We start from the raw sequence: 19851 nt of genomic DNA on the forward strand, positions 1-19851 counted from the left end.
GTTATTAAGTGTATTCATTATGAAGCCAACAGCGCAAGAATTAAAACAACATACTCCGATGATGCAACAGTTTTTAACCTTAAAAAGTGAAGTGCCAGACACCTTACTCTTTTATCGCATGGGTGATTTCTACGAACTGTTTTTCGATGACGCTCGTAAAGCCTCTCAGTTATTAGGAATTTCCCTCACTCAACGCGGTAAAACCGGCGGTAATGCAATCCCTATGGCCGGCGTTCCCTACCATAGTGTGGAAGGTTATTTAGCAAAGCTAATTGCGCTCGGTGAATCGATTGCAATTTGTGAACAAATTGGCGATCCAGCAACCAGTAAAGGACCTGTTGAACGTAAGATTGTACGTATCATCACCCCTGGTACGCTCACCGATGAAGCATTATTGGATGATAAACAAGATAATTTATTATGTTCAGTTTATCAGCAAGGCGACACCTTTGGTATTGCTTCCTTAGATATTGGTAGTGGCCGTTTTATTGTTAATGAAGTTAATAAAACTGAATCACTGCAAGCTGAAATACAGCGCCTCAACCCAGCAGAGCTACTGTACCCAGATAATTTTGAATGTGTTGATTTAATTGAGCACTTACCCACTATTCGCCGTCGCCCTGAATGGGAGTTTGAATTAGGTACCTGTAAAAATATCTTAACTCAACAACTCGGCACCAAGGACTTAGTGGGTTTTGGTATTGAAAAAGCACATTTTGCTATTTGTGCTGCAGGTGCATTATTACAGTACTTAAAAGATACACAACGTACTGTATTGACACATATTCAGTCGATCACATTAGAGCAAAGCACAGATACGGTTATTTTAGATGCGGCGACACGTCGTAATTTAGAACTGACCTTCAACCTAGCTGGCGGTACTGATAATACCCTGGCGCAAGTACTAGATACCACAGTAACTCCGATGGGTAGCCGTTTATTAAAACGTTGGATCCACCAGCCGATTCGTAATTTAACGGTGCTCAACTACCGTCAAACCATGATCCAAACGCTAATGGATTTCGACTTAACCGACGCACTTTCAATACCACTTAAACAAATTGGTGATATTGAACGAGTGATTGCTCGCCTTGCGTTACGTTCTGCTCGTCCGCGCGATTTGACACGTTTACGCTGTGCTTTCTCTTTACTGCCTGAGTTACAACACTTAATCACGCAATTACCTCAAGATCTAGTAGCTGACCTTAGCGAAGAGATGGGTAACTACCCTGAGTTATTGAATCTATTAGAAACGGCTGTTATTGATAATCCGCCGGTATTGATTAGAGATGGTGGCGTGATCAAAGAAGGTTACAACAGTGAGCTAGATCATTGGCGCAACTTATCTAAAGGTGCAACGGATTATTTAGAAGCACTAGAAAAACGTGAACGAGAAAGCACCGGTATCAGCACTTTAAAAGTTGGCTATAATCGTGTTCACGGCTATTTTATTGAAATAAGTCGCAGCCAATCGGCACATGTGCCTGAACATTATGTACGCCGCCAAACCCTTAAAGGGGCAGAACGTTACATTATTGCCGAACTAAAAGAACATGAAGAAAAAGTGTTATCAAGCCAAGGTAAAGCGCTAGCATTAGAAAAACAGCTTTATGAACAACTGATTGATCTATTACTACCACATTTAAAAAATCTGCAATTTACCGCTAAATCTTTAGCCGAGTTGGATGTATTAAACACCTTAACTGAGCGTGCATTAACGTTAAATTATGTGCGCCCTGTTTTGCAGCAACAAAGTGGAATTGAAATAGAAGAAGGCCGTCACCCAGTGGTTGAGCAAGTGAGTAAAACGCCATTTATAGCCAACCCTGTTAACTTGCATCAACAACGACGTATGTTGATCATTACCGGTCCTAATATGGGTGGTAAATCAACCTATATGCGTCAAGTTGCGTTAATGGTGTTAATGGCACACATTGGTAGTTTCATTCCTGCACAAAGTGCAACGATTGGTCCGATTGATCGTATTTTTACACGTATTGGCGCTTCCGATGACCTCGCAAGTGGTCGCTCAACCTTTATGGTAGAAATGACCGAGACAGCTAATATCTTACATAATGCAACGCCAAACTCATTAGTGTTAATGGATGAAATTGGTCGTGGTACGAGTACCTTTGATGGTTTGTCTTTAGCTTGGGCTTGTGCTGAACAATTGGCACAAAAAATCCAGGCCTATACCTTATTCGCAACGCACTATTTTGAGTTAACACGCTTACCTGAAACTATTCCTGAATTAGTTAATGTGCATCTAGATGCTGTTGAGCATGGTGATAGTATTGCGTTTTTACATGCTTTACAGGAAGGCGCTGCGAATAAAAGTTATGGATTACAAGTTGCCGCATTAGCAGGTGTACCTAAATCAGTATTAGATAATGCGAAGAAAAAGTTACAGCAGTTAGAAGCCTCTTCACTACAATCGCAACAACAAGCACAACTTAACTCTCAGGCGTTAGTCGAAAGTAATACAGAGCAAGCGTCGGTACAATGTAGTTTAGACTTTTCACAGCCAGAGCCTCATCAAGCTATCACTTTATTGACCAGCTTAGATCCGGATGATTTAACCCCAAAACAAGCGTTGGCAATGCTTTATCAGCTGAAAGAGCAGCTTTAATTTTTATCATTATTTTTATCGTTGTTTTATTGCAGTTAAAGAACAGGTACTTAATAACAGATGATAGAGAACAGGTGCTTAATAAAAAATGTTAAATAGCTAACCATTAAAATATAGCGGAGTGTTTAATCACACTCTGCTTTTTCTTTATTATTTGTCCCTTTTCACTTATTACTTATTACTTATTACTTATCAGCTCGCACCAATCATCCAGCCCTTTTTAAAACCCGAATAAAACCTCTATCTATTATGATTTTCAAATCAATAATCATCATTATTTTAAAATTAACGAATTTTTTATGACAACTGAAATATTTCTGTAACAAAACTCTGTTCTAATCGGCGCATTAACAAAATACATAACCTTTGTGCACTAAATAGCTTCCTAATAATAGGCTTAATAAAATGAATAATGAAAATAACAACAGTACTTTAAAACAACTAATTAATTGGTCTACGGTGATCTTTTTAGTCTATTGCATGTTAGTTGCCGTGAGCACGGTTAGCAGCGGGTTTAAATTATTTTCAGGGGGTGCTGCAGGGGCTGAAGAGATATTTCAATTTGCAAGTAACCCACTTGTTGCCTTGATTCTAGGCACACTAGCAACAGCATTAGTACAATCATCTTCTACCGTCACAGCTGTAACCGTTGGTTTAGTGGCCGGTGGTTTACCCGTTTCAATTGCAATCCCATTAATCATGGGCGCTAACATCGGTACCACGATCACTAACTCTATTGTATCCATCGGGCACGTGCGTGATAAGGAAGACTTCAAACGAGCTTTTAGTGCAGCAACAGTACATGACTTTTTTAACTTAATTGCAGTGCTTATTTTCTTACCGCTTGAATTGATGTTTGGTTTATTAGAAAAAATGGCCGGTGCCGCATCACATTTATTGGTTGGTAGCGCGGATATGTCGCTTAAAGGTTTTAACTTTATGAAACCTTTAACAAAACCAGGCGTGAACCTAATTTCAGATATGGCTTCTATTATTCCAGGGAAAATGGCCGGTATTGCAATGGTCATTGCTGGCGTTGCACTTATCTTATTCTCAGTCGCTTTCTTAGGTAAAGTACTGAAAAAAGTATTAGTGGGTAGAGCAAAATCCATCTTGCATAATGCTTTAGGTAAAGGTCCTATTGCAGGTATCAGTTCAGGCGCTTTAATGACAGTGATGGTGCAATCATCATCAACGACTACTAGCTTAATGATCCCATTAGCGGGTAGCGGCATGTTCACCACCCGTCAAATATACCCTTTCACATTAGGTGCAAATATCGGTACAACAATCACCGCATTATTAGCAGCCACAGCTATCTCAGGCCCAATGGCCGAAGCTGCGTTAACTATTGCGCTAGTGCATTTCCTATTTAACTTCTTAGCAGTCGTGGTCATCTACGGAATTCCATTCCTACGTGAACTACCGTTAAAAGGTGCAGAGAAGCTGGCTCAAGTGGGCACAGAAAATAAACTCCTCGCCTTTGGGTATGTTATTGGCACCTTCTTTATCTTACCCGGCTTAATTTTAGTTGGTGTACGTTAATAACAAGCTTAAGTTTTAAATAGTAATTAACCTCTAAAAAATCTGCATATATTTACAAGCGACTCAATGAGTCGCTTTTCTTGTGTCATCACCTACCAAGCTACACAACGTCACAACGTCAATCATCATAAAAACTAATTGTTTGGTCTTAACCATCTATTAACCTTACAATTGTTATCGTATTTACCTCAAGTAAAGTTCTACCGATTACACAAATGAAGGAATAATCATGGATTCAGATAAGTTGCAGTTATTATTAGTAGAAGATGATATTGACTTGGCAACCGCTGTGATTGATTACTTTGAATTAGAAAATATTCAATGTGACCATGCCACCAATGGCTTGTCAGGTTTTAATCTGATCACAACAAACAATTACGATGTCGTTATTTTAGACTTAAATATGCCTAAAATGAATGGCTTAGAAGTGTGTGAAAAACTCAGATCACAGGGCATTGATGTGCCTATATTAATGCTCACAGCAAAAGATACATTGGATGATAAATTGCAAGGTTTCTCCAAAGGAGCCGATGATTATTTGGTGAAACCTTTTGCGATGGAAGAGTTAATTGTGAGAGTACAGGTATTATCTCGTCGTCGTAGTGGGCAAGTTAAAATGCTCAATGTTTGTGGTTTAGAATTAAATGCCAAACAACAAACCGCCTCACGTGACGGCATACCCTTAAAATTATCCCCTATCAGCTTTAAAATTTTAGAAACATTAATGCTTGCTAGTCCCAACCCAGTAAGTAGAGAAAAGTTAGTCCAAAGTGTTTGGGGCGACCATCAGCCTGATAGTAATAGCTTAAAAGTACACATGTACAACTTAAGAAAATCGGTGGATGGTAAAAGCGATAATGACAATACCAATACAAACAAAACAAAATTAATCCATACGCTTGTTGGCCATGGTTTTGTTTTAAAAAGTGAGCAGTCGTAATGAAAATAATCCCGAGCCTCAAGTTATATTTTTTCGCCATGATGCTAGTGGCCGGTGTTACGACAATTTCAATTATGTCTTTTGTTAGTTATAAATACTTTGTTTACGGTGTTAATATTGCGATGAGTGACTCGATGCGATCAATTGCTAATATTGAAAATGTTTCCGAAGGAAATCCAATCAGTATTAATGACTTTGTGGTCGCTAATAGATGGCAAGATTTGCCTAGTATTATTCAAGAAAAATTAGATCCGAACGATATAAAAGAAAATGAGCTATTGAAAGCGATGGATGGCATGCCCCCTTTTACGCCTCCTATAGCGGTTTACTTTGCTATAAAATTGAATGTTGATGGCCAAGTGCGTTTTATCTCAACAATTTTTACAACGAAGGATCAACCTAACACAGGGTTTGATGGCCCCCCTCCTTTTATAAACCTATTAATAATTGCATTGTCTGTCATGGCACTATTTACTTTAACGCCTTATCTGATTTTACATAAAGTAGCTAATCCAGTAGAAAAGCTAATGCTTTGGGCTAAGCAATTAAATAAAAAACAATTGTCTCTTCCTGCACCTGATTTTCATTATAGTGAACTGAATAGCTTAGCGAAGATTGTGCAATCGAGTTTACAATCAGTACAAACAAGTTTAAAACGAGAAAAACGCTTTTTAGGTTATGCTAGCCATGAATTACGCACGCCTATAGCCGTTACACGCACAAATGCTGAATTACTGCGAAAAATGATATCAAAAGGTATTAGTAGTGAAAAACAACTGGTGGTATTAGATCGTATTGAGCGAGCAAGTATTACCATGACAGATTTAACCGAAACACTATTGTGGTTAAACCGCCAACCCGATAAATCTATTCCAGTTAAATCAATTTCATTGGGTTTAATGACACAGCAATTATTAGAACAACTTACTTATTTATTGAATGGTAAAAATGTAGATGTCACGATTGAAACTGATATCAGTATCCATTCTTTACCTGAGGCACTGTGTCAAATTGTGATCACTAATATCATTAGAAATGCTTTACAGCATACTCAAGAAGGCACTATAACGATCCAGCAATCTAAGAGCCACCTCGTGATCAACAATCAAAATATTCGTGATGATAAACATGAGGATGAGCTGGGTTTTGGCTTAGGGTTAGAGTTAACCGAGAAACTAGTTCAGCACTATGGCTGGCAATATGAGAATGTTGCAACCGCTAATGGGCGTCATGTAGAAATTAACTTTAGATGATCTAAAAAACCGCAGTGAGTAATTTACTAACTGCGGTTTAAAATTTATTCAGTGAATTTTTGTTGGGTTGCTAATTCACTGCTACTTATTCACAGTTAGTTATTAACAGCTGCTTAGTCACAACGACTTAGCCAGCTACCACTTAGCTATTAAACATTAACTAGGGGAGCAAGATCCGCAGGGCGATAAAATACCGATTTAAGAACTTTACCTTGGCGAACTAATTTACCTTCTAATTGTACATCTTCAGCACACTTAGCAATGATAAATTCACCTTTAACACTATCCACTAACTTCACACCTTGCTCAGCATAAAAAGCTTCCGTTTCAAGATACTCTTGCTGATTACGACACACTTTACTCATGTTACTTGAATGCACTTCATTCCAACACGCCATAAAATCGATATCACGTTGCTTGGCTACATTTAAAAACAGATCAACTAAGTAGCTAATGGCGATATTATCTTCCACATTTTTATTGCCAAGGTGAACCACTCGTCCCATTAAAACATAGACACTATCAACAATTGCATCGGCTTGTTCAACTTTACATGGCGCTTCTGCCAACTCTGTTAATTCTTCAATAATCAATGAGCTATGTAATGCATCTGCTTTTTCATCCAAGGTTTCTGGCGCAGCACAAGGCAGGTCAAAGGTTTCTCTAAACTGAGTAATATCAGTGTAAAGTTTGTCGTAAATTACAGCGGTTAATTGAGTTAGTTTCATGGTATTTCCTGTTACAGACTAAATGAGAGCAATCAGACAAAAGGTGCTAAATTCACAAATATTAAATTAGCACCAACATTATACTTTTTGTCTTAATGGCCATCTAAATTGGCATAAAGTGTAAAGTGTAAATTCTTTGCTCACCTATAGATAGGGATAAACAAAAAATAATTAAATCCCCTTATTATGCCAATTCAAAACGCCCTTATACAGCACTATAAACTAATTTCCCGGCAACATACGTTGCTTCAACATTACGCTCATCACCTAACATCATCAAAGCGAATAACTTATCCTGTAGGTTGTTAGAGTTCTTTAATCGTAACTTTTGTAAATCCGTCGCTGCCCAGTTTAATGCCACAAAATCTGCTTCTTTACCTGTCACAAAATTTCCTATTTTATGATCTAAACTGAGAGATCTTGCACTGCCTAAGGTTGCTAAATACAGGCCTTTAAAGACCGACAATTTTTTGCCTTGCAACTGCATAATTTTGTAAGCTTCACTAAGTGACTGCAACTGTGAAAAGCTAGTGCCTCCGCCTACATCTGTTGCTAAGCCAACACGAATATTATTTTTATCGGCTTTTTCTAGATCAAATAATCCACTGCCTAAAAATAAATTTGAAGTCGGACAGAATGCGATTACTGAATCCGTTTCAGCCATTGCTTGCCACTCGTTTTCAGTAAGGTGGATAGAATGTGCAAAGATAGATTTATTGCCAGTGAGTCCGTAATGCTGGTAAACATCAAAGTACCCTACTCGCTCTGGGAAAAGTGATTTAACCCAATTAATTTCATCTATATTTTCTGATAAATGCGTTTGCACATAAACATCCGGGTATTCGGCTTTTAACTGTCCTGCAAACTGTAATTGTTCAGCGGTTGAAGTAGGCGCAAAACGCGGAGTGATTGCATATTGCAAACGCCCTTTATTATGCCACTTTTCAATCAATGCTTTAGATTGGTCATAGCTCGATTGTGCGGTATCCAATAAATAGTCTGGTGCATTGCGATCCATCATTACTTTGCCTGCTATCAATCGCATATCTATTTTTTGCGCTTCTTCAAACAAAGCATCAACTGATTCAGGGTGTACAGTGCCAAATACTAATGCGCTAGTTGTGCCATTTTTTAGAAGCTCATGAATAAAAAATTCAGATATTTTTTGCGCGTACTCTTTATCAGAAAATTGTTTTTCGGTAGGGAAAGTATAGGTTTCTAACCATTCTAATAATTGTGCACCGTAAGCGGCGATCATCTCAGTTTGTGGATAATGGATATGTGTATCGATAAAACCAGGCATAATTAATTTGCCACGCTTATCTTCAACCGAATCGTATAAGTCTGCATTTTTTTGTTCGAAAGCTTGTAATGATTTTATTTTGCCATTTTCGATCACCATCAAACCATCTTCAATATATTGATAAGCTTCTTGTGCATTGTCGAGCTGAGCAGGATCTTCAATAAAATGTAAGAAACTGGCACGAATCGCGTTAATCGCTGATTGTTCAGAGTTTGATGAAGGAGTTGGTGCTGTAGTATTTAAATTAGCACTTGGATTAGTATTTAGATTTTTTTGCATAGCAGATTGCCCATAGTGATATTAGGTAAAATTCAGTTGAATTTAGTTAAATGAAAACTATGATTTTTGACTCGACAATACCGAGCCCTTGTTTCAAGCGTTTATTATTAACAACCGAAAATCACTAAAAGCTTACTTAATATAACCAAAATTCAGCCAAGCTTAAAGTATTAATTTACCAGCCCTCTGCGATGTGAATGAATAGACTTGTTCTCATTATCAATATCTATCGCTCTATTTTGCTCTATTTAATGACTAACTTAAATAAATGACTAACTTTACACCTCACTTATCTGCACGTTTTTTACTCAAATTGTGGTAGAATATGGCTGCATTAATGCCTATGAGATAAATAAATGAACTAAACGGTCATAAAATTGGACTATTATCATTACAAATAACAGACCTCGCATTACCAATACCCATATAAAAATGAAGCATCATATTTTCACCATTTGAAGCCTAGCTTTGAGATTTTGCAATGGCCCTGTAAAAACAATTGATTTTGTTCAATTAACCTAATAATTTTTTAATATTTACTCATTACAATTAATTACTATGAGATATACTTTCCAACAACTAAGGAGGAACCATTGCCCAACTTCACTTTAAAACAAGATGAAAAATTATCGATTAAACTAACCCATCATATGAAACAAGGGACGTTTAGACGTATTGACTTATATTTTTCACTTCCAAAAGAGATGGGCATCAATAAAGACACCTTAAGCGAAGTTGATTATTTTAATGCGGGCATTAACGGACGACGCGCTTACCACACCAATGGCTTGCATTTACCTCTATTACACCGTCGTTTTGCCAGTCGTATGAAACGCTCGACCGCTGAATATAAAAGTAATTTAAACCTTTTCGCATACCAATATATTTCAGCATTAGATACCGATGCAAATGAAGTATTGGCAATTAACGATAGTGAAGGTTTAGCTGACTTTTATCATGCTGCTGTTGATTTAACAGAGCATTGTTTAGATATTTTAAAGAAGCACCGAAGCCATCAACCAACCAGTGCCAAGCTCACTTCTATCTATGAAAATGTAGACAATTACCTATCTTGGCATACTGAACAAACCATCATGCGAATGTTGGTCAAAAAACCACGTAACAGCGAGTTTAGTGAAACACGTTTAGCGCTGTTGGCTATTTGCGATGAAGAAAATCAGTATCGCAAAAAAAAGGGCTATAACTCTGAAGCCACTTTAAAAGATCCAAACCGTATTGCTAATAAAATGCGTCTATTACGTCGCTTAATTGAATACGGGGTAATCTTTAAAAGTAGAACGTTAATATTAGGTAATCACACTCGAAAATTAGTAACGGGCGTTGCGACCGCACTATTGATGAGTGTGGTGTTAGTGTTGATTATTAAAACGCAAGGTGCGTTTAGCCAGTTAACCACGTTAATGATATTTATATTGGCAATCATTTATGGTGTGCGTGAAGTTTTTAAAGACGAGTTTAAAAATATGCTTTGGCGTTGGATACGGCGTGGTAAACCTAAATGGTCTCGCACATTATTCGATTCGACTAATCAACAGGAAATAGCCAGACAAAAAGTTTGGCTAGATTACAGCATCAGTAAGAAACTGCCTCAACAAAGTAGGGACTTGTTAGCTGAGCGTCATAGTCAAAATAAACAGAGTGCGCAGCTTTTGCATTACCGTATTGAATCACGTATCAGCAGACAAGGTTTTCAGGCAGGTTACGATACCATTGAAGAAAATATATTCTTTAGTCTACGCCCATTAACTCGGTTTGTGGAAGGTGGAACAGGCAAAGTATTTGAACGCTTAGAAAGCACCTCAAATAAAGAAAAGATCCAAACTACTTCTATTGAACGACGCTACCAAATTAACGTTATTGTCGCCTTAGACCAAGGCCAATATGATGCACAGTTTGAACGTTATAGAATTACCTTGAATCGTTCAGGGATTATTGAAATAGAGAAAGCCGGTGAAGCCAAAATTAAAGACCGAGCGGATAAAAAACTGCAATCAAAACTGTACTCGTTATTGCATATTAAAAGACGTAAATGAACGTTTATTCAAAGTAATGACCGCAGCTAATATTAGCTGCAGTCATTAGCGCCTGGCAGATTCAACTTTCAATGCATAACGACAATATTGTAAAAACAGACTGCATTTAAAACACGAGAGCTTTTAAAACAACCAGCGCTGCAATGGTTTATCTTCGGTGATCCCAGCCCTTCCCCAACGGTCGATACTATCGACAACCAATATCTGGTCAAAATCAGGTAATAATGCTTTTAGTTGAGCTGATACCTTACGCGTTGTGACTAACCACAACTCAGGCGATTCTGTTAATAACGTTGTTAAACTCGCTTTATCCTGCGCTGTCCATTCCAACTCATCTTTAAATAACCGATCCACTACAAACAACTGATTTGCCGAAGCAAAGTCTTCTAATTGATCCGAAAGCAATACAACGGAATCAATCTCTTTATCAAATAAAGTTTGCTGTTGTTGGTTAATCAGCGAGCGAATATCAATCAATAACTGTTGTTGATTTTTTTCAATTACAGGCGCTTTTTCTGGCCAAATTTTCTTTAAATCTTCACTCACAATACTTAGCATGGTGCTCAAATTGTTTGGATTTAACCACGCATAAATTGAACTCTCTCCACTCGGTAATGTAACCGATGCGATGCCTCGACTGCGAGGAGAGAGTGATTGTGAAGCATCTATCTCAATTAGTTTGATATTCCCCTGACGCGCATAAATGAACAAAGGATCCTGCTGCCATAGTGCGCTTAATGTAATAGCAACAGTGGCTTGCTCTCCTGCTTGATATGCTTTTTGCTCACCTTTATTTGCATACCAATTATTTAAACGATCAATACCGTAACGCTTAGGTGCTAAGTAGGTTGTGCTAATTGTTGTACCTTTCATTAACTGGGTCGCCAACATGTAAGTCACTGGTGTAGTGGTTACTATATCCTTGGCCATTAACTGACTAGGCAATAAGAACAATATAGATAATAAAATTCGGCTAAACAGAGGTGAATTTTTTAATTTATTTAAGAGATTCATTATTATTTCCTCGCCACAATTCGATAAACCGTTGCGATTAAAAAGAAGCTAGCTGCCACTAAAATAATTGACGCGCCAGAGGGAATAGGAAGCTTTAATTCCATTGGTAACAAAGTACCAATTAAACAGCTTAACGTAGCTAATAATGAAGACAACAGAACAAAACTACCCATGCTTCTAGTCATTAAACGTGCCGTTGCACCGGGTATTAATAGCAACGCCCCCACTAACACTGCACCAACAATTTTCACCGCAGCAATAGTCACTAAGGTGATCATCATTACAAATAAGTAATCATAAAAGTGCGTGTTATAACCACGAACTTTAGCGATATCAGGACTAATTGAAGCTAATAAAATACGATTAAAAGTGAACATCAACCCAACAATAATAAGTAGGCAACTGACACCTAATACTAATAAATCAAAGTCAGTGATAGTTAATATTGAACCAAATAATACATTCTCTAACATGTGAATATTAATTTTACGTGCAACATACATTAATAATGCGGCACCACCGGCCAATGCAACAGCAAGGAACACCCCGACTAAAGTATCGTAAGGTACTGCTGTGCGGTTACGTACAAAATGTAATAACAATGCAAAGATCATGCAGAAACAGAACAAGCCAATGATTGGATTTTCAGGGGGCTCCCCTAATAATACGCCAATAGCAATACCCGTTAATGCGGCATGCCCTACCGCCTCTGAAAAGAATGCAAGACGTTTAGCAATCACTAATGTACCTAATCCACCCAACAGTGGTCCAACGAACAAGGCAGCCACTAAAGCATTGACCATAAAACCATAGGCAAAGCTTTCACTTAACCAGCCAGCTTGCGCGCCTTGGTTTGCTAATAAACGTAACCAATCCATTAAGCGACTTCCTCGTTTTGATGGTTTGAGTGGGTACGATAATGATTAAATAATCGTTCTATTTTATTTGCCTTTAACACGTCTTCTGCCAATCCACTTTCCAATAAAGTTCCATTCACTACATGCACCACGGCCTGCAAACGGCGTACTGCACTAATATCATGATGTACAACCAAAATGGTTTTGTTTTCTTTCACAAGGTCAGCAATCAATGACTCAAAATAACGTACACCTTGGTCATCCATACCATTGGTAGGCTCATCCAAAATCAATAAATCAGGATCATCTAACAAGGCTTGTGCAAATAAAACTCGTTGCTGCTCGCCCCCAGACAATTGCCCCATTCTAAACATGGCGCGATCTTCCATTCCCAAACGTGCCAACTGTTGCAGCGCTTTGACCTTGTGTTTTTTATTAAAGTTAAAAAATAAAGGGGAGCGACTTTGATTAAGTAAAATAAAGTCTAATACTGTTAACGGCAAGCTAGGCTCAAAGGTCGCTTTTTGTGGCACATACCCTATTTTACCTTTACCCTTAGGCCAATGGATATTCACCTCTCCTTTAAAAGGAGTTAATCCTAATATCGAACGTAATAGTGACGTTTTTCCTCCTCCATTAGGGCCCATGATTACATGGCATTCACCGGAACCTAATGTGGCTGAAATATCCTGTAACACAATGTTATTTTCATAGCGTAAACTAACATGACTTAATGAAATAGAGGGGCCCACTACACACCACCTTTTTGTGCTGCAGTAAACTTCATCGCTTCCACTAGCGTATTTAAATTTTGACGCATTTCCACTTCAACTTTGTCCGCTCGATAAGCTCCGTGGGTCATGTGTGAGAAACGGTATAACTTAATTCCTGTTTCTTTTTCTATGGTATCAACATAACGGTTTGGCATATTTAGCTCATAAAACAATACATCGATACCAGATTCTTTAATCTTTTCGATGGTTTCTTGCAGTTGGCTTGCACTTGGCTCAACACCGTGCGCAGGTTCGATAACAGCACTGACTTGTACACCAAACTCCTGCAGAATATAACCATAGGCATTATGTGTAGTCGCAACTTTCATACCTGCGGTATTAATATCGCTTAAGTCCATCATTGCTTTATGTTTCATCTTTCTAAATTTCAAAGCATAAGCTCGTGCATTTGCACGATATAACTTAGCGTTGTCTGGGTCTATTTTAGACATTTCATTGGCAATGCTATAAACCTTTTGAATGGTTGTTGCCACACCTACAAAGGTATGTGGATTAACAACACCATTGCCGACAGATTGCCCCATGGCAGGTAAGAGAGGCACATCTTTATTCGCTTTGATAATAATAAGATCATCGCGGTCAGCAGCTTTAATCACTTTTAATGCAAAATCATCGTGCCCAATAGCATTAACAACAATGACATCCATTAAATTTAAACGACGTAAATCATTGGCTTGAGGTTGGTAGTTGTGTGGGTTAAATCCTTCATCAACAAGGGGCAATACATTCACTTGGTCACCAACCACTGCTTTCACGTAGCTATAATAAGGTTGTAACGTAATGCCAACCGTTAGTTTTTTTTCTTGTCGATTCTGTTCGCTGCTTTGTTGTTTAAGTTGTTTAAGTTGCTTAGGTTGAATCTTTTGCTCATTTTTTAGATCAACTTGTGCATAGCTTTGCAAACTCGTCAGCGTTAACAATAAAAGCAATGAGAAGCGTTTAAGCATAATTAATAATGTCGCCATGGAAATTTCCTAATGCTGATGTCCAGCGTCGTTTTACTGGTAAGTAATACTTTAATGTTCAGTATGTTGCTCTGTAAGTTGTGACTCACTAAACACCACTTGAGTCCAACCTGATGTGGCTAAAGCATTTAGATCAAAAGCGGTAGCTACACTTGCTTGCGGTTTTTCCTGCAACCAAATATCAACTTGATCACTACGGCTATTTAAAAGATAACGTATGCCACCTTTAGCCGGTGTACTTTGATATATTCCAGCAGCAACTAAAGACCAATCATGCTCGCCTTGATGCGCCCAGCTTTTATCTTTTACAAAGGGAGCAATCCAATCTTGATCCAATTGCGTTACCGCTAACCAATCTTGTTGCATCTGATAAAAATAACGGATCTCTTCATGGGCTAACCGCAGCTCAGCAATCATAGCTAAAGGAGGAGAAGGCAGATCAGTGATCAGCACTTGATGATCAGCTAAAGACTGATGTTGATGATGTGCACTGTTATAGGGTAATAACAGTGCGCCTATTAGCAAAATTAAAAGGCATAACGTCGCTATCCAGTAACCTTCATGCCCTTTATTTTCGCTGACAACTGCTTGTATGGTCATTTCTCAGTTATCTCAACACTATCCACTTCAACGGGATACTCGTGCCCAGAATCAAATACCAAATAGTATTCATCGGGCGCATCACTAAAAGTAGCAATAGAACGTTTATCCGTTTTCACTTTAGCAATTAAGTTATCGTCGTAATCGTACATATTGACCTGATAATCGACCGCTTTACTGCCATCACTATAACCCGCTTCACATTCAATCTTGTCGCCAACAATTGAACAATGCATTAGTGGATAATGTGCAAAAGCAAGCTGACTAACAGAAAGAAGACCGATACCAATTAGGCTTTTTTTAAGCAGAGTAACTGCACTCACGCGGGCAACCACTACGGTAATATCGCTTCAAAAGTAAGGTGCACACTAGCATTCATTTTTTCTGCTAGTGGGTTATTCATAATAGGGGCTCTATGTGATGCCTTTAAAATATAACGGCCAGCAATCTCTGGCGTAAACTCAATAAAACCTTGCTCATCACTAACAACGTCAATTTGGTCTTGCTGGTTACGGTATAAAGTACCATCACGTGTAATTTCTGCTTTTACACCCGCTTGGGCTTTACCGTTAAAGAATAATTGAAAACGTACAGGCTCAGTCGCCACAATATCAGCAGGTTTAGTAGTAGGTTGAAGCTCTAGGTACTTACCTTCTAATGGGAAAGGCTTTTCACTTGGCTTGCCAACAGTAATGTAGGTTTCTGCTCGCGTGTAGTTTAATGTGCTGCTTACATCACGCGCACCTTCAGGTAATAATGCAACTCGCTCAACCTTGTCCGCACGTAATCTTTTCTGAGTATCACGTTTACCAGCTTTATAGCTTGTTACGTAGCTTGGCGTACCATTAATTTGTACTCGGTGTGTCCCTTCTTCTGTAAAGTGGAAATCAAATACAGAGCGGCGTTTACCACGCAATACAAAGTCAGGACGTTCTTTACGGCCATCGGGCATAACCACTTGTGCTGTTTCACTTCCCGCAGGTTTATCCATCACAAAGGTGCCATGAGACGCTGTCACATCAAAAGTTAGCCAATCGCCACCTTCTTTAGAAATAGTAAAATGAGAAGGTAATACCCAACGTGGATGTGCACTAGCAACACTTGATAGTGTTAATCCGACTAACATTGACGCCATTACAACAACGGCATTGAATTTTTTATTTAGCATTGTTCTCTCTCTTAAGTAATTGTTGATTAGTGATTAGTAATTAATAATTAGTAACTATTAATAGATGGCTGTTAATGGCTGACTGCGACTTAGTAACTGGAAAATATAAAACCCATTAATTAAGCTGATAATGTAAAGCAATGTTGCCAGTCTCTTCGGTAGGTGCGATTTGCAAATCAAAGCTTTCTTCACCTAAGGTTATTTTTTGTCGAATGTAATTACGTCCACCGTGCTCACGTACAACTTCGACATAAAAAGTGTAATCACCCTGTTCAACACGTTTTCCTTGCTGATCTAAACCATCCCAAGTAAAGCGATGTTGTCCAACGGGTCTAGTAGCAGAAGTGACGGCATCAACAACCGAGCGGTCATCACGCCCAACTTTACGCCACCAACTACGTAAGTCTTTTAACCATTCATCATCACCAACCCAAAGTTGTATAGTGCGTACAGGCTGTCGTTTTTTATCTTCAATCCACACTGCAACATAGGGCCGAGCATAGATACTTGCTTCCACTTGAGGTAATTCAAACTCAACGCCCATGCTCGCTGATGCTGGAATAGTTTTTGCCCAACTCGGTAAGGCAACCATTAAACCCAATAGCCAATAACTAAAATAAATTCCCTTCATTTTCTCACTCTCATTGTTTAAATTTTCTTAACTGTATTTTTTGTTGATATGTTGTTAATTTCAGAAATAACTCACAGGACTTTTTATGGTACAGCGAAGAGATAAATCAGTAGGCTGATAACGGAGCCAAATGCAGTCCATTTTAATCCCAAGCTAAAACTCTTTTTCTTCGGTACTAACAAGCACACTCCTGTTAACACAAAAAAAATCATTAATAGGGCGCTAATATCAATAAACCATGCCCATACTTGGCCACTGTTCCTGCCTTTATGTAGGTCATTTAAGACTGCAATCACGCCATAATGTGTTGTTTCTATTTCCGCTTCTTGCGTGACTAAATCAATAAAGACTGTGCTGTTAAAACCAGGGCCTTTGTAATCTAAAGAAACCTCACCTTCAACCAATTCCCCTTCTTCAACTTCGCTGAACAACTGCACAGATGAAGGCTTTCCGGTGACATTGGTTTTATCTGCTAAGTAAGCTAATAGCTTTGTTTTATCAACGACTAAATGATCGCCTGTTATTGCAAATAAAAAATCAGGTATGGCCAATATTTGCTGATCGACTTTTGGTTGTTCACTAACATACAAGTGAGGTCTATTTAAAGTGATACCTGTAACAGCAAAAAATAAAACAACTAATAATAAAGCCATTGAAACGTAGATATGTAAACGCCTTGCCCATAACTGCACTTTTTTATTTTTGAGCGAATTGACCATGAAAGTTGATGTCTTATTTTATTAGATTATAAAAACGCAAATGTAACTCATTATCATTTAAGAGATAAATAAATTTACATTCTTTACATTTTCTATGTAATGCAAATAAACAATAAGGTGAAGTTGTAAATAAAAGACAGGACGATTAGATTGTAAATAGGTGTATCAACTGTTTGAGCATCTACTCAAACAGTTGATGGGTTTTGATTAATAACGAACTTGTACTGTTGCCATAAAGTTACGTCCTTCGCCAACCACTACGTTTTGTGCACCGTTACTCGCGTAATCATCACTTGTTGAACCGCCACCAGCGTAGTAATCAGTATCAAATAGGTTCTCTACGTTTAAACGGAAAACCATGTCGAGGTTTTGGTCATATTGAAGTGTATGAGAAATACCTAAATCAATGCGTGTGTAAGCATCTTTTTTGTAGGTATTAGCAGCATCACTGTAACGAGAGCCCACGTAGGTAGCACCTAAGTTAAGATCCGTATCACTGGTAACTTGATAACGAGACCAAACACTAGCGGAAAACTTAGGCACATCAGCAGGTCGATTACCCTGATAATTTGCATCAGTAGTGTATTCAGCATCAAGGTAAGTACCCGTACCACTCAATGATAATGACTCTGTTAAATTACCTTGGAATGCTAATTCAGCACCACGATGAACTCGTTCGCCTGCTTGCGTGACTTCGTATGATTCTGAAGTACCCACATTAATGGTTGAGTTTTCCTGCGTAATTTCAAAAATAGCGGCAGAAGCAAACAACCTATCGTCAAACAGTTCCCATTTCGTCCCTAATTCGTAAAGTTTACCTGTCACTGGATCAAGTGAAGCACCGTCGTTAGTCGCTTTACTATCTGAAACATCAGATAATGGCTCAAAACTTTCAGAATAAGTTAAGTAGATAGAACCATTATTTGCAGGGTGATAAATCAATGCTAGTTTAGGCACAATTGCATCTAATCTTTCATCAGATTCACCATCTTCACCTGGTGTAACTTTTAAGTCATAGCGAAGTCCACCTAAGACTTGCCACTGTTTATTTAAGGTCACCATATCTTGGACATAAAAACCATAAGCGTTATATTCACTGTCACTTGTTTTTACACTTGCAGAAGTGTTGATAGTTGCAGAGTCATTTGGTTCACCAACTGTTGTTGTAGTGCTGTTTAACGAATACTGTTCACGTTCATAGCTGTAGCCTAACCAGTTACTACCAATTAATAATTGGTGTTCAATACTGCCAGTATTAAATTCACCTACTAAATCAGCACTTGCAGTTTGGAAGATCCAATGGTCACTGCGGTCACTACCGCCTTGTGAATAAGTTGTTCCATCAAACGTTGTTTCAACGGGGTAACTCTCTACATCATGACGCTTAAAATTTTGATAGTTATAACTAACATTCAACGACCAATTTTGATTTAATTGTGCATCGACACCAAGGCCTACATTCTCAACTTCATTATCAATGTTTGACCATTGCGTATCCCAAATATACTTATCGCCTAATACTGATTTACCATCAACAACATAAGCACCAGAGTCAACACTTCCGTCATCTGTTGTACGGTCATAATGTGCAGAAACAGTGACGGCATCATTGATATCATAATCAACAAATAATCCACCTACAAAACGTTCTGTAGAAGGTGTAGAACCATCACTATAGCTTCTCCATGAATCATAATTTTGTTGTGATAAAACTAAGCGACTGCGTAATGTTTTATCTTCATTTAATGCACCACTGACATCGAGCGTGCTTCGTGTTGCGCTGTTTGAACCAATATCTTGGCTAAATACAACTTGCGTTTCAGCGGTAGGTTTTTTAGAGACCATGTTAATAAGGCCGCCAGGTGCTGATTGTCCGTATAACAAACCAGCTGGCCCTTTTAATACTTCAACAGATTCTAATAATTCAACAGGTTGACGGTAATGAGACCAATGTTGTTTGCCATCACGTAAAAAACCACTGCTACTACCTAATTCAAAACCACGTAAAGAGAAGCGCTCACGGTTACGGCTATCACCGCCCGCTGAAACACTTGAGTCATTTTTTAAAACTTGTCCTAATGTTGTCGCACGCTGCTCATCAATTAATTGCTCATCGATCACCGTAACTTGTCCCGGTGTTTCAAGTTGCGTCATTTCCATACGCATAGAGCCTGTATTATTATCGGCTTTATAGTTTGCACGCTCAGCAGTGATAACCATTACATCTTCAGGATTTAGCTCTTTTTCAGCAGCGTTAACATAAACCATTGATGAGGCAAGCGTCGCCCCTACGAATAATGCTAACTGACTTTTTTTAAACATGTTTCACTTCTCCAAAGTGTTAATTTTCATTTCCTCAATTAGGAAATAAT

At 38.4% G+C, this 19851-nt stretch carries 17 protein-coding genes; 5 read left to right on the forward strand and 12 right to left on the reverse strand.

The window, feature by feature from the left end; genetic code table 11:
* Positions 1-19 precede the first annotated feature (19 nt).
* The 4 genes from mutS (at position 20) to MT391_RS02640 (ending at position 6367) form a co-directional block, all read left to right on the forward strand.
* Positions 20-2629, forward strand: a complete 2610-nt coding sequence (gene mutS / locus MT391_RS02625) for a DNA mismatch repair protein MutS (RefSeq protein ID WP_499496834.1) — start codon at positions 20-22, stop codon at positions 2627-2629.
* 405 nt (positions 2630-3034) lie between these two features.
* Positions 3035-4174 carry a Na/Pi symporter gene (locus MT391_RS02630; RefSeq protein WP_166368025.1) on the forward strand — a complete coding sequence of 380 codons (1140 nt, stop codon included), beginning with the start codon at positions 3035-3037 and terminating at the stop codon, positions 4172-4174.
* Between the two features lie 229 nt (positions 4175-4403).
* Complete coding sequence (locus MT391_RS02635; RefSeq protein ID WP_499496835.1) at positions 4404-5114, forward strand: response regulator transcription factor; 711 nt, start codon at positions 4404-4406, stop codon at positions 5112-5114.
* The gene (locus MT391_RS02640) at positions 5114-6367 is read left to right on the forward strand and encodes a sensor histidine kinase (protein WP_499496836.1); all 1254 of its coding nucleotides are present in this window, start codon (positions 5114-5116) and stop codon (positions 6365-6367) included. The genes MT391_RS02635 and MT391_RS02640 overlap by 1 nt, the downstream gene beginning before the upstream one ends.
* 149 nt (positions 6368-6516) lie before the next feature.
* Here the strand turns inward: MT391_RS02640 and MT391_RS02645 are convergent, their stop codons facing one another.
* Complete coding sequence (locus MT391_RS02645) at positions 6517-7095, reverse strand: nucleoside triphosphate pyrophosphohydrolase family protein (protein WP_499496837.1); 579 nt, start codon at positions 7093-7095, stop codon at positions 6517-6519.
* A gap of 205 nt (positions 7096-7300) precedes the next feature.
* Positions 7301-8677 carry a guanine deaminase gene (guaD, locus tag MT391_RS02650; RefSeq protein WP_499496838.1) on the reverse strand — a complete coding sequence of 459 codons (1377 nt, stop codon included), beginning with the start codon at positions 8675-8677 and terminating at the stop codon, positions 7301-7303.
* A gap of 593 nt (positions 8678-9270) precedes the next feature.
* Between guaD and MT391_RS02655 the strand changes: the two genes are divergently transcribed.
* Positions 9271-10731 carry a hypothetical protein gene (locus tag MT391_RS02655; RefSeq protein WP_299663109.1) on the forward strand — a complete coding sequence of 487 codons (1461 nt, stop codon included), beginning with the start codon at positions 9271-9273 and terminating at the stop codon, positions 10729-10731.
* 123 nt (positions 10732-10854) lie between these two features.
* Here MT391_RS02655 and MT391_RS02660 read toward each other — a convergent pair whose 3' ends face one another.
* The 10 genes from MT391_RS02660 to MT391_RS02705 all read right to left on the reverse strand — a co-directional run bounded on the left by MT391_RS02660 (position 10855) and on the right by MT391_RS02705 (position 19801).
* Positions 10855-11745 carry a metal ABC transporter substrate-binding protein gene (locus MT391_RS02660; protein WP_499496839.1) on the reverse strand — a complete coding sequence of 297 codons (891 nt, stop codon included), beginning with the start codon at positions 11743-11745 and terminating at the stop codon, positions 10855-10857.
* Between the two features lie 2 nt (positions 11746-11747).
* Entirely contained in the window at positions 11748-12623 is an 876-nt protein-coding gene (locus MT391_RS02665) for a metal ABC transporter permease (protein WP_499496840.1), read from the reverse strand.
* Complete coding sequence (locus MT391_RS02670; protein WP_499496841.1) at positions 12623-13354, reverse strand: metal ABC transporter ATP-binding protein; 732 nt, start codon at positions 13352-13354, stop codon at positions 12623-12625. The genes MT391_RS02665 and MT391_RS02670 overlap by 1 nt, the downstream gene beginning before the upstream one ends.
* The gene (locus MT391_RS02675; protein WP_499496842.1) at positions 13354-14361 is read right to left on the reverse strand and encodes a metal ABC transporter solute-binding protein, Zn/Mn family; all 1008 of its coding nucleotides are present in this window, start codon (positions 14359-14361) and stop codon (positions 13354-13356) included. The genes MT391_RS02670 and MT391_RS02675 overlap by 1 nt, the downstream gene beginning before the upstream one ends.
* 51 nt (positions 14362-14412) lie before the next feature.
* Entirely contained in the window at positions 14413-14961 is a 549-nt protein-coding gene (locus MT391_RS02680) for a DUF6162 family protein (RefSeq protein ID WP_499496843.1), read from the reverse strand.
* On the reverse strand, positions 14958-15284 hold the full coding sequence (locus MT391_RS02685) for a hypothetical protein (RefSeq protein WP_499496844.1): 327 nt from the start codon (positions 15282-15284) through the stop codon (positions 14958-14960). Before MT391_RS02685 ends, MT391_RS02680 begins: the two co-directional genes overlap by 4 nt.
* Positions 15285-15295: 11 nt before the next feature.
* Entirely contained in the window at positions 15296-16129 is an 834-nt protein-coding gene (locus tag MT391_RS02690; RefSeq protein ID WP_499496845.1) for a DUF4198 domain-containing protein, read from the reverse strand.
* A 115-nt stretch (positions 16130-16244) separates the two neighbouring features.
* Positions 16245-16760, reverse strand: a complete 516-nt coding sequence (locus MT391_RS02695) for a DUF2271 domain-containing protein (RefSeq protein ID WP_299663097.1) — start codon at positions 16758-16760, stop codon at positions 16245-16247.
* A gap of 83 nt (positions 16761-16843) precedes the next feature.
* A complete protein-coding gene (locus MT391_RS02700; protein ID WP_499496846.1) occupies positions 16844-17479 on the reverse strand; it encodes a PepSY-associated TM helix domain-containing protein in 636 nt (211 codons plus the stop codon).
* A gap of 207 nt (positions 17480-17686) precedes the next feature.
* Entirely contained in the window at positions 17687-19801 is a 2115-nt protein-coding gene (locus tag MT391_RS02705) for a TonB-dependent siderophore receptor (RefSeq protein WP_166368049.1), read from the reverse strand.
* Between the last annotated feature and the right edge of the window lie 50 nt (positions 19802-19851).

It is taken from the genome of Vibrio sp. 1-Bac 57 (genome assembly GCF_037546855.1).
GTDB lineage: Bacteria > Pseudomonadota > Gammaproteobacteria > Enterobacterales > Psychromonadaceae > Psychromonas.